We start from the raw sequence: 13,347 nt of genomic DNA, 5'->3' as shown, positions 1-13,347 counted from the left end.
GAGGCGATGATACGGGCCATGCGATGGCGTCTTGCTCCTCTTCCCCTGGCCGGGACACTGGCCCTGTTCGTGCTGCTGGCACTGCTCGCGACCGTGGGCGCGCGCTGGGGCTGGGTGCGCAGCTTCCTCGGCGACGTGCTGGCCGTGGTCTGGGTCTACCTGGTGTTCAAGGCCTTCATCGAGGCGCGCGTGCTGCCGCTGGCGCTCGCGGCCTTCGGCGTGGGGCTGCTGGTGGAGCTGGGCCAGTACCTGGCGGCCAGCTGGCAGCTGCATATTCCCAACCGCGCGCTGCGCATCGTGCTTGGCAGCACGGCCGACTGGTGGGACGTGCTGGCCTATGCGATCGGCTTCGCGGCGGTGCTGGCGGGCGAGGTCCTGTTCAGGGCAGGTCGGCCGAAGGCATCCGCGCCACGATCGTCGACGCCCGCCCGTTGAGGTAGGGCGAGTTGGGCCGGCGCTCGTAGAACTTCGGGCTCGGCAGCATCACCGCGAGGCGTGCGGCCTCGAACGAGCTCAGGCGCGCGGCCGGCTTCCTGAAGTAGTACTGCGCCGCCGCCTCGGCGCCGAACACGCCTTCGCCCCATTCGACGCTGTTGAGGTAGATCTCGAGGATGCGCCGCTTGTCGAGCAGCGTCTCGAGCAGCACGGCGAGCACCAGTTCCTGGCCCTTGCGCAGCATGGTGCGCTCGCCCGACAGCAGCAGGTTCTTCGCGAGCTGCTGCGTGATGGTGGAGCCGCCGCGCAACGGTGCCGCCTGCGCCGTCTTGCCGCGCGCCGCGGCGCGCGCCATGCGCTTGGCGGCCAGTTCCTCGGCGCGCGCATTGCGCTGGCGCGCGCGCTCGATGGCTTCCCATTCCACGCCGTCATGGTCGATGAAGCTGGCATCCTCGCTCGCGATCACCGCGCGCTTGAGGCTGTCGTTGATCTGCGCATAGGGCACCCACTCCTGGCGCCAGGCACCCTCGCTGCCCTTGTGGGTGGCGATCTGCCAGGCCTCGGAGCGCTGGAAGGCGGTGCTCTGCGGGTCGATCGCCGCCATGGCCGCGATGCGCACGACGAAGAACAGCTCGAGCGCGAGGCCGGCCAGCAGCAGGCAGGCGATCCAGCGCAGCGCGGCCTTCATGAGGTGCTTCAGGCGGCGGCGAGCCGCGCGCGCAGCTCGTCGAGCACCTGGGCCGAAGGCGGTCGCACGCCGCGCCAGATCTCGAAGGATTCGGCCGCCTGCTCGACCAGCATGCCGAGGCCGTCGCGGGCCACGGCGCCGTGGGCCTGCGCCCATTGCAGGAAGCCCGCGGCCGCGGGGCCGTACATCATGTCGACCGCCAGCGCGCCCGCGCGCAGCACCTGCGCGCCGACCGGCACCGCGTCGCCCGCGAGGCTGGAGGCGGTCGCATTGATCACGACATCGAAGTCGCCCGGCACCGCGTCGAGCGCCCAGGCCTCGAGCGAGGCGCCGTGGGCCAGCGCGAGCGCCGCATGCCGGCGCACCAGCGCCACCGCCTTGTCGACCGTGCGATTGGCCACCACCACGCGCGCCGCGCCCGCGTCGAGCAGCGGCCCGAGCACGCCGGCCGCGGCGCCGCCGGCACCGATCAGCAGCAGCGACCTGCCAGCCAGCGGCACGCGCGCATTGCGCTCGATGTCGTTGACCAGGCCGATGCCGTCGGTGTTGTCGGCATGGATGTCGCCATCGGCCGCGAAGCGCAGCGTGTTGACCGCGCCCGCGAGCGTGGCGCGCTCGCTGGTGTGCTGCGCGATGGCGGCGGCGTCGAACTTGAAGGGCACGGTGACGTTGCAGCCGCCCGCGTGGTCGCCGCGTTCGGCGGCCTCGCGCCGGAAGGCGGCGATGCCCTCGGCGAAGGCGCCGAGCGCGACCAGCCGGCGCTCGTAGGCGATCGGCTGGTTGCAGAGCTCGGCGAAGCGGGCGTGGATCCACGGCGAGCGGCTGTGCTCGACCGGGTTGCCCATCACGCAGTACAGGTCCATGGCGCGGGTCTCCTGGCTTCTTCTTCTCTTCGGGCCGTCGCGGCTACTGCGACGACAGCTCGATGGTCTCGTCGCGCGTGAAGCGGAAGCGCGACTGGATCACGATCTGGTCGGTCTGGCGGCGCATCGCGTCGGTGAACTTGCCGAAGCTGCCGATGCTGCGCACGATGGCCTGGGCACGGCGGTCGAGCGTGGTGTTGCCCGAGCTCTCGTCGATCACGGTGTCGAGCAGGCTGCCGTCGTGGTTGATGGTGATCGTCATCTTGAGTTCGCCGTAGAGCTTCTTGCCGGCCGCGGTCGGGAAATTCTCGGTGCCGCGCACCTCGATGCGCCGGCGCAGCGAATCGACGTACAGCGCATAGGCGGCCTCGCGCGTCGACGGGCTCAGGTAGCGCTTCTTGGGGCGCGCGTTCTCCTCGTTCACGCGGCGCTCGATCTCGGCCAGCAGCTCGACCATCTGGCGGCGCTTCTCCTCGCGCGCGGTGGCTTCCTTGGGGTCGCCGCTCACGCGCGGATCGGGCGGGGGCATGGCCGCGAGGTCGCGCTTGAGCTGGGTCAGCAGCTGCATCTGCTGCTGCTGCATCAGGTCGACCTGGCGCTGCGCCTCCTCGGCGGAATCGCCGACCGCGCTGAAGGAGGAGGGCGGCAGCGGACTGGTGGCGCGGCCGCGCTCGAGGTCGCCACCGCCGGCGAGCGAGGTCTGGGCCATCACACGGGTCTTGGGATCCGGCGCTTCGTGGGTCTTCGAGTTGACGAGGATCACTTCGAGCGGCGTTTCGGTGAACGCGCGGTTGAAGGCCTCGGGGTCGACGAAACGCACCGCCAGCAGCGCGGCATGCGCGATGACGGACACACCCAGCGCAATCTGCAGGGTGCTCAGATCCTTGAGGTTCATGCGGGCGCGTTCTCCGCGGCCGCTCCCGCGTCGGGGGCGGCGTCGCCATCGGCCAGGTCGACCGCGATCGCGATCGGGCCGGCGACCACCTCTTCCTCGTCCTCGGCGTCGTCCACCGCGCCGGCCGCGGGCGCATCGAGGCGCTCGAGCACGGTGCCGCTGACGTCGAGCGCGATCTCGTCGATCTCGCCGAGCTTCACGCGCAGGCGCGCGCCGCGTTCCTGCTGGCCGGCCACCGGGAACACCAGCGGCAGCGCGTCGGCCCGCACCAGCGCGCCATTGGGCAGGTCCTTGATGACGGTGGCCTCGAGCTCGGTGATGCCCTGCTGCTCGAGGTACTTGAGCGTCCAGAAGCGTTCCATGCCGCCCTGGTAGCCGTTGTAGGCCGCATAGGCCGCGTCGAAGCCCGAGAGGATCGAGAACAGGTCGGCGTCCTTGGGCTTGAACGGCGCGGCCAGCGCGGCGGTCTTGCCGTGGCGCGCGGCCGCGATGATCTGCCACTGGTTCACCAGGTCGGTGTAGCGGCGCAGCGGCGAGGTGCTCCAGGCATAGCTCTTCACGCCCAGGCCCGCGTGCGGCAGCGCGCGCGTGCCCATGCGCACCTTGATGCCGGGCGCGAGGCTGGCCTGGCTGCGGTAGAGCCCGGGCACGCCGAGTTCGCCGAGCCAGCCGCCCCAGCTGCTGTTGGCCAGGATCATGGCCTCGGACACGATCAGGTCGAGCGGCGCGCCGCGCTGGCGCGTCGTGATCTGCACCTGCTCGGCGCCCGTGGGTTCGGCGCCGTCGTTGCCGACCAGGCGGAAGTTGTAGTCGGGCCGGTTGAAGTTCTCGGGCTTGCCGCGCACGACCTCGCGCTGGGCCTTCAGCTGGCGCGCGAGGCGGTGCAGGAACGAGAGCTGGGGACGGAAGCGCGCGGCGGCGGCCGGCGTGTCCTCGTGCGTGATCGAGCTGTCCTCGAGCCAGGGCTGCGTCACCACGCTATCGAGCTGGTCATGCCGCAGGTTGGCGGCGATCGGCACGCGCTCGAGCTTCGTCTCGGTCGACTGCAGTTCGAGCGTGGCTTCGTCGAAGCGCGCATAGAGCGACACGGCCGGGCGGTCGGCGCCCTCGAGCAGCGTGTAGGTGTCGACCACCTCGTCGGGCAGCATCGTGATCTTGTAGCCCGGCATGTAGACCGTGGACATGCGCGCGCGCGCCACCTGGTCGATGGCGCCGCCGGGCGCGAGCGCGAGGCCCGGCGCGGCGATGTGGATGCCGACCGTGACCGTGCCGCTGCCCAGGCCCTGCACCGAGAGCGCGTCGTCGATCTCGGTGGTCTGCGAGTCGTCGATCGAGAAGGCCTCGACGCCCTCGGCCAGCGGCAGTTCGTCGGCGATGGCGGGCGCCACGAGCGCGGGGAAGCCCGTGCCCTTGGGGAAGTTCTCGAACAGGAAGCGGCGCCAGTGGAACTGGTAGGGCGAGTCGATCGCGCCCGCGCGCTCGAGCAGTTCGAGCGGCGCGCGCTGCGAGGCGCGCGAGGCTTCCACCACCGCCTTGTATTCGGGCGCGTTCTTGTCGGGCTTGAACAGGATGCGGTAGAGCTGCTCGCGCACCGGCGCGGGGCACACGCCCTCGGCCAGCTGGCCGGCCCATTCCACGATCTGCGCCTGGATCGCCTTCTTCTTCTCGATCGCGGCCAGCGCCTGCTGCACGATCTCGGCCGGCGCCTTCTTGAAGCGCCCCTTGCCCGCGCGGCGGAAGTAGTGCGGCGCCTCGAACAGCGCGAACAGCGCCGCGGCCTGCTGCGCCAGCGAGGGCTTGTCGCTGAAATAGTCGGCCGCCAGGTCGGCGAAGCCGAACTCGCCCTCGGCCGCGAATTCCCAGGCCAGGTCGAGGTCCATGGAGGCCGCGAGCGCGCGTCCCTCGGCGATCAATTCGGCGGGCGAGGGCTTCTCGAACCGCAGCACGATGTTGGCGCCCTTGACCTTGACGCGCTTGCCGGTCTCGAGCTCGACCTGCGCCGAGGCTTCCGCCTCCGACAGCACGCGCCCGCCGAGGTATTTGCCGGCTTCTTCAAACAATACAAACATGGGCCGGATTCTCCCATGCAGGCGGGGCGGGCCTGTGGCGCGGGAGCCGCAGGCCGCGGCGCGCGTGGAAAGCGAAGCGGGAAGATCGGCCGCCGCCGGGCCGCCCCAAGGCGGCCGCGCCTCCCCCTCGGGGGGTGGAGTTACACGACCGAAGGGAGTGAAAAGCCGGGGGGCTTTATTGCACTGGGTTGATGAAGGCCATCACGTCGTCGAGGTGGCTCTTCTTGAAATCCGAGAGGGCGTGGTCGCCGCCCTCGATCAGCTTGACGCGGCTGTCGGCGTAGCGCGCCGACATCTCGTGCCAGTCGAGCACCTCGTCGCCCTTGGCAATGACCGCGAACACGCGCTCGGGGCGGGTCAGCGAGCCGACCTCCATGGCGCGCAGCTCGTGGATGTACTCGGGGCGGAAATAGAAATGCTCGGCCGGATCGTGCCAGGCGCTCTGGTCGCCGATGTAGAGCGTGAGGTCGCGCGCGGGATGGACGGCCGGGTTCAGCAGCACGGCGCGGCAGCGCGTCATGCCCGCGACGTAGGTGGCGTAGAAGCCGCCGAGCGAGGAGCCCACCACCGCCATCGACTTGCGCGGCCAGTCGGCGATGCCCTTCATCACCATGTCGATCGCATCCTTGGGCGAGGGCGGCAATTGCGGGCACCACCAGTGCAGGTTCGGATGCCGCTGGGCCACCCGGTCCGCCACCGCGCGCGCCTTGGTGGAGCGGGGCGAGGAACGAAAGCCGTGCAGGTACAGCAGATGGGTGGTTTGTGGTTCCATGCGGGGGGGCGACGGAAAGCGCGTCGATGGCGCGCTGCTTGCGAAGTCCAGGTAATTTTGCATGAGGTCCGTGCCCATCAGATGGCGTCGAGGCGACAAAAACCCCGCGGTGCGGGCTTCCCGGAACGGGAGAGGGTCCTCGATGCCAGCGTGGCGCGGCAGGGGCACAACGCGAAAGTATTCATCGCGTGTTCCTCCCATCGTGCAAAGTTCGAAGACGATTCGAGTGTGTGTGCAAGCCTCCCGATGCACATCCCATGAAAGGGTGAGGATTCGCGGACCTGCGAAAGCGTGCGCCGGCTTATGCTTCGGCCCCATGACTACCGAGGACCCCCATGACGCTACGCCCCGCCGCTGGGGCGTGCTCGTGGTCGAGGACGACAGCCGCGCCCGTGCCTTCTTCGAGACCAGCGTGCAGCGCAGCCCGCAGCTGTTCTGGCTCGGCAGCGCCGGCACGGTGAGCGAGGCGCTGGGCTGGCTCGCGCGCACCGCCACCATTCCCGACGTGCTGCTGGTCGACCTCGGCATGCCCGACGGCACCGGCCTGGACGTGATCCGCGATGCCGTCGCGCGCTTCCCGGGCTGCGAGCCGCTGGTGGTGTCGGTGTTCGGCGACGAGGAGAACGTGCTCGCGAGCATCGAGGCCGGCGCCGTCGGCTACATCCACAAGGACGCGGCGCCCGAGGACATCGCCCAGACCATCGTAGAGATGAAGGCCGGCGCCTCGCCGATCTCGCCCATGATCGCGCGCCGCGTGCTGGCCAAGTACCGCAGCCTGCAGTCGGCCAGCGTGCCGGGCACGGCCGAACCCGAAGCCGCGCCCGACGCGGGCGAGCGCGCGCTGCTGTCGGCGCGCGAGCACGAGGTGCTGACGCTGATCGCGCGCGGCTTCTCGTACGCCGAGATCGCGCGCCTCAAGGGCCTGAGCGTGCACACGGTGCAAACCCACATCAAGAACCTCTACGGCAAGCTCGCGGTGCATTCCAAGAGCGAAGCCGTGTTCGAAGCCACGCGACTGGGGCTGCTGTCGCGTTCCGGCTGAGACGGGACATCCGTGCTCCGGACCCTGCGCGGGCGGCTGCCCGCGATGCCGATCGCGCCGTGGCTGCTGCTGCTCGTGCTGGCCCTGTGGGCCGGGTGGGCCATGGGGGCCGGCGCCGCCGACCGTCCGCTCGAACTGCGCCGCGGCACGGTCACCGCCGAGGTCGACGGCGCGGTGCGCAGCGAGCCGGTCGAGCTGTCCTACCACTGGGACCGGCTGCACCGCGGCCGGCCCGGGCTCGCGAGCTTCGACCTGCCCTTCGTGCTGCCCACCGCGCCCGACAGCCCCTGGGGCATCTTCATTCCGCGCACCGGCAATGTGTTCGAGGTGCAGCTCAACGGCGCGCTGCTGCAGGTCTACGGCGACCTCTCGCGGGGCAACGGCGCCGATTACGCCAAGGCGCCGATCTACGTGCCGGTGCCCGGCGAGCTGCTGCGGGCCGGCGAGAACCACCTGCAGATCCGCATCCGCGCCGACAGCGCGCGCCGCGCCGGGCTGTCGCGCGTGTTCATCGGCCCGGCCGACGCGGTGCGCAACGGGCTGTTCGAGCCGGCCTATGCCTGGCGCTTCACCGCCTCGGTGCTGCTGACCGCCTTCAGCCTGATCGTCGGCGCCATCGCGCTGGCGCTGTGGCTCACGCAGGTCGATGCGACCGCGACCGGGCAGCCGCGCCGCGACGGCATCTACCTGTGGGCGGCGCTGGCCGAGTTCTGCTGGGCGATCCGGGTGGCCGACGGCGTGATCGCCGAACCGCCGCTGCCGTGGGTACCCTGGGGCGTGCTGATGGCGACCTGCTATGCCGGCTGGGCCGCCTCGGCCATGATGTTCTGCTACCACCTGGCCGACTGGGGCCGCACGGCCCACACGCGCTGGCTGCGCTGGCCGCTGCTGGCCGTGGTGCTGGGCACCGTGGTCTCGACCGCGCTCGCGCTGCAGCGCGAGCAGCCGATCTGGCTCACCGGCTGGCTCGCGATCGAGATCGTGGTGATCGCGGTCTTCGTCGGTGCCTTCGTCGGCTCCACCGCGCGGCGTCCCAGCGCCGAGCGGCTGCTGGTGGCGGCCGCGGCCCTGCTCACGCTGGCCTTCGGCGTGCGCGACTGGCTGGTGATCCGCCTGAGCGACGCCTACGGCGAGACCACCTGGGTGCGCTACTCGTCGGTGTTCTTCGGCATCGCGCTGCTCCTGATCGTGCTGCGGCGTTTCCGCGCGGCCAGCGTCGCGGCGCGCGGCGCGGTCCGCACCCTGGCCGAGCGGGTGGCGCAGCGCGAGCGCGAGCTGGCTTCGACCTATGCCGAGCTCGAGCGGGCGGCGCGCGACCAGGCGCGCACCCACGAGCGCGAGCGCATCCTGCGCGACATGCACGACGGCGTGGGCTCGCACATCAGCTCGGCGATCCGCCAGCTGCAGTCGGGCCAGACCAGCTCCGAGGAGCTGCTGCGCACGCTGCGCGACTCGATGGACCAGCTCAAGCTGTCGATCGACTCGATCCACCTGCCGCCGGGCGACGTCGGCGCGCTGCTGGCGGCGTTCCGCTACCGGCTCGAGCCGCGCCTGGCCACGGCCGAGGTCGCGCTCGACTGGGCCGTGGACGAGGTCGCGCCGGTGGCGCACCTCGACGCGCACGGCATGCGGCAGCTGCAGTTCCTGTTGTTCGAGGCGATCTCGAACGTGCTGCAGCACGCGCAGGCGCGGGTGCTGCGGCTGGAGGCGCGCATGGAAGGCACGGCGCTGGCGCTGCGCGTGATCGACGACGGGCGCGGCTTCGACGCCACCCGGGCGCCGCGCTCGCTGGCCGAGCGGGCGGGCGCCATCGGCGCGCGGCTGGCGCTCGAAAGCCGACCGGGCCGCACGGTCGTTCAGCTGGTTTTCGACTGAGCGGGCCCGGCGGGCGCGGATAATCCGCGCCCATGTCCGCCGTGTTCAATCAGCCCTCCCTGGCGCGCCGGGTCGCGCCCATCTTCCAGGGCTTCGACGGCTTTCTGGCCTTCGCCGTGCTGCTGCTGGCCTTCGCGGGTCTGCTGACGATGTATTCCTCGGGCTACGACCACGGCACCCGTTTCGTCGACCATGGCCGCAACATGCTGCTGGCCGGCTTCATCATGTTCGTGGTGGCGCAGGTGCCGCCGCAGAAGCTCATGCTCGCCGCCGTGCCGCTCTATGCGGCGGGGGTGGCGCTGCTGGTGGCGGTGGCGCTGTTCGGCATCACCAAGAAGGGCGCCACGCGCTGGATCAACGTGGGCATGGTGATCCAGCCCAGCGAGATCCTGAAGATCGCCATGCCGCTGATGCTGGCCTGGTGGTTCCAGCGCCGCGAGGGGCAGCTGCGGCCGCTCGACTTCGTGGTGGCGACCGTCCTGCTGGCGGTGCCGGTCGGCCTGATCATGAAGCAGCCCGACCTCGGTACCTCGCTGCTGGTGCTGGCGGCCGGCCTGGCGGTGATCTTCTTCGCGGGGCTGCCCTGGAAGCTGATCGTGCCGCCGGTGCTGCTGGGCGCCGTGGCGATCACGCTGATCGTGAGCTTCGAATCGCAGCTGTGCACCGACGGCGTCGACTGGCGCGTGCTGCACGACTACCAGAAGCAGCGCGTGTGCACGCTGCTCGACCCGAGCAAGGACCCGCTGGGCAAGGGCTTCCACATCATCCAGGGGATGATCGCCATCGGCTCGGGCGGCGTCGGAGGCAAGGGCTTCATGCAGGGCACCCAGACGCACCTGGAGTTCATTCCCGAGCGCACCACCGACTTCATCTTCGCCGCCTATTCCGAGGAATTCGGCCTGGTGGGCAACCTGGCGCTGATCTCGGCCTTCATCCTGCTGATCTTCCGCGGGCTGGCGATCGCGCTCAACGCCACCACGCTGTTCTCGCGCCTGCTGGCGGGCGCGGTGACCATGATCTTCTTCACCTACGCCTTCGTGAACATGGGCATGGTCAGCGGCATCCTGCCGGTGGTGGGGGTGCCGCTGCCCTTCATCAGCTATGGCGGCACGGCCATGGTCACGCTGGGGCTGGGGCTCGGGATCCTGATGTCGATCGCGCGCGCCCGGAAGCTGGCGCAGAACTGAGCGCGGCCCGAGCATCCCGCCGTCCCCGCGGAATGGGGCGGCTGCCTAGAATGGCTCTTATGATCTCCCGCGAACCCACCATCGAGCGCCTCGCCACGGCGCAACAACTGCTGCTCACGCCCTTCGCCCTCGACGAATCGCACCTGAGCAAGGCCCTGGCCGAGATCACCGCGCACCGCGTGGACGACGCCGACCTGTACTTCCAGTACACCCGCAGCGAGGGCTGGAGCCTCGAGGAAGGCATCGTCAAGACCGGCAGCTTCAGCATCGACCAGGGCGTCGGCGTGCGCGCGGTCAGCGGCGAGAAGACGGCCTTCGCCTATTCCGACGACATCTCCGAGGCCTCGCTGCTCGACGCGGCGCGCACCGTGCGCTCGATCTCCGCCGCGGGCCGCACCGGCCGCGTGAAGACCGTGCCGCGCAAGATCGCCTCGAGCCGCTCGCTCTACGCCGGCCTCGATCCCATCGCCACGCTCGACAGCACCGCCAAGGTGAAGCTGCTCGAGAAGGTCGAGCAACTGGCCCGCTCGCGCGACCCGCGCGTGTCGCAGGTCATGGCCGGCCTCGCGAGCGAGTACGACGTGGTGCTGGTGGCGCGCGCCGACGGCACGCTGGCGGCCGACGTGCGGCCGCTGGTGCGGCTGTCGGTCACCGTCATCGCCGAGCAGAACGGCCGCCGCGAGGTGGGCTCGGGCGGCGGCGGTGGACGCTTCGGCCTGGCCTACTTCGACGACGAGCAGATCGCCGAGTACGTCGACCATGCCGTCAAGTCGGCGCTGACCAACCTCGAGTCGCGCCCCGCGCCCGCGGGCGAGATGACCGTGGTGCTCGGCCCGGGCTGGCCCGGCATCCTGCTGCACGAGGCCATCGGCCACGGCCTCGAGGGCGATTTCAACCGCAAGGGCTCGAGCGCCTTCTCGGGCCGCATCGGCCAGCGCGTAGCCGCCAAGGGCGTGACCGTGCTCGACGACGGCACCATCGCCGATCGCCGCGGCTCGCTCAACGTCGACGACGAGGGCAATGCCAGCCAGCGCAACGTGCTGATCGAGGACGGCATCCTCAAGGGCTACATCCAGGACGCGCTCAACGCCCGCCTGATGAAGGTCAAGCCCACCGGCAACGGCCGCCGCGAGAGCTACGCCCACGTGCCGATGCCGCGCATGACCAACACCTACATGCTGGGCGGCGACAAGGCGCCCGAGGAGATCGTGGCGAGCATCAAGAAGGGCCTGTACGCCGTCAACTTCGGTGGCGGCCAGGTCGACATCACGAGCGGCAAGTTCGTGTTCTCGGCCAGCGAGGCCTACTGGGTCGAGAACGGCAAGATCCAGTACCCGGTCAAGGGCGCGACCATCGTGGGCAACGGCCCCGACGCGCTGACCCGCGTGAAGATGATCGGCGACGACATGGCGCTCGACTCGGGCGTGGGCACCTGCGGCAAGGAGGGCCAGAGCGTGCCGGTGGGCGTCGGCCAGCCCACCTTGCGCATCGACGGGCTCACTGTAGGCGGAACGGCTTAAGACTTTCGTCACTTGCGGAGCGTTTCCTCCCGTTGCTAAGCTGCGCCCTTTTGCGACGACGCATTCAAGGAGCATTTCAATGGGGAACAGGATCCACTCGCCCGCCGCCCTCTGGGCCATGACCGCCCTGGTCGCGCTGGCCAGCGCCGGCTGCGCATCGCGCGGCGGCTCGGGCAGCCAGAGCGAGGCCGCGCCCGTGGCGGCCGCGGCCCCGGCCGCCCCCGCGCGCAGCGGTTCCAAGGCCGGCATGGACGCCCAGGGCAATGTCGTCGATTCGTCCAAGGTCGAGGCCGGCAGCGGCCGCACCGTCAAGGGCCTCAACGGCTACGAAGGCGAGATCACCGGCAACCCGGCGCGCAACAGCAAGTTCGCCCGGCTGCAGATCGGCATGAGCGCGCGGCAGGTCACCGACCTCGCGGGGCAGCCCACCGACCAGGGCGCCTACGTGACCGGCAAGGCCTTCATTCCGTTCTATTTCGGCAGCGATCGCCATCGTTTCGAGATGACTTACAAGGGCCAGGGCCGCCTGATCTTCGCGGGTGGCGGCATGGGCGACTACTCGAGCGGCAACCTGATCTGGATCATCCACAACGCCAACGAGTCGGGCTACCGCTGAGCCCGTGTCCAGGCGCCGACCCCGTCGGCGCCAAAACAACGAACGCCCGGCCTCGAAGCCGGGTTTTGTTTTTCCGTGCTACATTCGCGCCCATGTCCGCCGCTCTCCGCGCCTATTTCTTTGCCTACTTTTGGTTCCCGGTTTCCGGCGGACGAGAGGCGAGCGCGTAAAGCAGACAGGCACCCCTCCCAAAACCGCCGGCGCAAGCAGCCCCGGCGGTTTTTTTATGCCCTGACGATATTCAATCCAACAAGGAACCTTCATGAGCACGAACACTGCCCCGGCCAGCGAGAGCTGGTATGCGAGCGTCGAAAAAACCAGCAAGACCGACGACGAACGCATCAAGGACATCAACGTGCTCCCCCCTCCCGAACATCTGATCCGCTTCTTCCCGATTCGCGGCACGCCGGTCGAAACGCTGATCACGGGCACGCGCCGCAGCATCCACAACATCATGGGCGGTAAGGACGACCGGCTGCTGGTGGTGATGGGTCCCTGCTCGATCCACGATCCGGCCGCCGCGCTCGACTACGCGCGCCGCCTCAAGGTCGAGCGCGAGAAGTACGCCGACACGCTGGAGATCGTGATGCGCGTGTACTTCGAGAAGCCGCGCACCACGGTCGGCTGGAAGGGCCTGATCAACGACCCCTACCTCGACGAGAGCTACCGCATCGACGAAGGCCTGCGCATCGCGCGCCAGCTGCTGATCGACATCAACCGCCTGGGCCTGCCGGCGGGCAGCGAGTTCCTCGACGTGATCTCGCCACAGTACATCGGCGACCTGATCGCCTGGGGCGCGATCGGCGCGCGCACCACCGAGAGCCAGGTGCACCGCGAACTGGCCTCGGGGCTGTCGGCGCCGATCGGCTTCAAGAACGGCACCGACGGCAACATCCGCATCGCCACCGACGCCATCCAGGCCGCGGCGCGCGGCCACCATTTCCTCTCGGTGCACAAGAACGGCCAGGTCGCGATCGTGCAGACCAACGGCAACCGCGACTGCCACGTGATCCTGCGCGGCGGCAAGGCGCCCAACTACGACGCGGCCAGCGTCGAGGCGGCCTGCAAGGACCTCGAGGCGGCCAAGCTGCCGCCCACGCTGATGGTCGACTGCAGCCATGCCAACAGCTCGAAGCAGCACCAGAAGCAGATCGACGTCGCGAAGGACATTGCCGGCCAGATCGCCGGCGGTTCGCGCCGCGTGTTCGGCGTGATGGTCGAGAGCCACCTGCAGGCCGGCGCCCAGAAGTTCACGCCCGGCAAGGACAAGATCGCGGGCCTCGAGTACGGCAAGAGCATCACCGACGCCTGCCTGGGCTGGGACGATTCGACCCAGGTGCTCGAGACGCTGTCGCAGGCGGTCAAGCAGCGCCGCGGCTGATCGC

General features: G+C 70.0%; 12 protein-coding genes. 7 read left to right on the top strand and 5 right to left on the bottom strand.

All coding sequences use genetic code 11. The annotated features are described in order from the left end of the window. The first annotated feature begins 6 nt into the window (after nt 1-6). Nucleotides 7-435, top strand: a complete 429-nt coding sequence (locus KV106_RS17340; RefSeq protein ID WP_261211458.1) for a ribosomal maturation YjgA family protein — start codon at nt 7-9, stop codon at nt 433-435. Here the strand turns inward: KV106_RS17340 and KV106_RS17335 are convergent. From KV106_RS17335 to KV106_RS17315, 5 genes are all read right to left on the bottom strand, one after another. Continuing rightward, a complete protein-coding gene (locus KV106_RS17335) occupies nt 380-1,123 on the bottom strand; it encodes a transglycosylase domain-containing protein (RefSeq protein ID WP_261211319.1) in 744 nt (247 codons plus the stop codon). The genes KV106_RS17340 and KV106_RS17335 overlap by 56 nt on opposite strands. Before the next feature lie 8 nt (nt 1,124-1,131). Next, on the bottom strand, nt 1,132-1,986 hold the full coding sequence (aroE, locus tag KV106_RS17330; RefSeq protein WP_057591169.1) for a shikimate dehydrogenase: 855 nt from the start codon (nt 1,984-1,986) through the stop codon (nt 1,132-1,134). Nucleotides 1,987-2,029: 43 nt separating this feature from the next. Then, nucleotides 2,030-2,881, bottom strand: coding sequence for an energy transducer TonB (locus tag KV106_RS17325; protein ID WP_057591168.1), 852 nt, complete (start codon nt 2,879-2,881; stop codon nt 2,030-2,032). Next, nucleotides 2,878-4,950: a ribonuclease catalytic domain-containing protein gene (locus KV106_RS17320; RefSeq protein WP_261211315.1), complete on the bottom strand. Its 2,073-nt coding sequence runs from the start codon at nt 4,948-4,950 to the stop codon at nt 2,878-2,880. Before KV106_RS17320 ends, KV106_RS17325 begins: the two co-directional genes overlap by 4 nt. 175 nt (nt 4,951-5,125) lie before the next feature. Beyond that, on the bottom strand, nt 5,126-5,722 hold the full coding sequence (locus tag KV106_RS17315) for a YqiA/YcfP family alpha/beta fold hydrolase (protein ID WP_261211314.1): 597 nt from the start codon (nt 5,720-5,722) through the stop codon (nt 5,126-5,128). A gap of 316 nt (nt 5,723-6,038) precedes the next feature. Between KV106_RS17315 and KV106_RS17310 the strand changes: the two genes are divergently transcribed. From KV106_RS17310 to KV106_RS17285, 6 genes are all read left to right on the top strand, one after another. After that, entirely contained in the window at nt 6,039-6,764 is a 726-nt protein-coding gene (locus KV106_RS17310) for a response regulator (RefSeq protein WP_057591164.1), read from the top strand. Between the two features lie 12 nt (nt 6,765-6,776). After that, nucleotides 6,777-8,639, top strand: coding sequence for a sensor histidine kinase (locus tag KV106_RS17305; protein ID WP_261211312.1), 1,863 nt, complete (start codon nt 6,777-6,779; stop codon nt 8,637-8,639). 32 nt (nt 8,640-8,671) lie between these two features. Beyond that, entirely contained in the window at nt 8,672-9,826 is a 1,155-nt protein-coding gene (gene rodA, locus KV106_RS17300) for a rod shape-determining protein RodA (RefSeq protein WP_261211311.1), read from the top strand. Between the two features lie 59 nt (nt 9,827-9,885). Beyond that, nucleotides 9,886-11,346, top strand: a complete 1,461-nt coding sequence (tldD, locus tag KV106_RS17295) for a metalloprotease TldD (protein ID WP_261211310.1) — start codon at nt 9,886-9,888, stop codon at nt 11,344-11,346. 79 nt (nt 11,347-11,425) lie between these two features. Then, on the top strand, nt 11,426-11,962 hold the full coding sequence (locus tag KV106_RS17290) for a hypothetical protein (RefSeq protein ID WP_261211309.1): 537 nt from the start codon (nt 11,426-11,428) through the stop codon (nt 11,960-11,962). A 262-nt stretch (nt 11,963-12,224) separates the two neighbouring features. Beyond that, on the top strand, nt 12,225-13,343 hold the full coding sequence (locus tag KV106_RS17285) for a 3-deoxy-7-phosphoheptulonate synthase (protein WP_057591158.1): 1,119 nt from the start codon (nt 12,225-12,227) through the stop codon (nt 13,341-13,343). Nucleotides 13,344-13,347: the final 4 nt, after the last annotated feature.

This window comes from Variovorax endophyticus (genome assembly GCF_025376855.1).
Classification (GTDB): domain Bacteria; phylum Pseudomonadota; class Gammaproteobacteria; order Burkholderiales; family Burkholderiaceae_C; genus Variovorax.
This window is presented reverse-complemented; position numbering and strand designations above follow the sequence as displayed.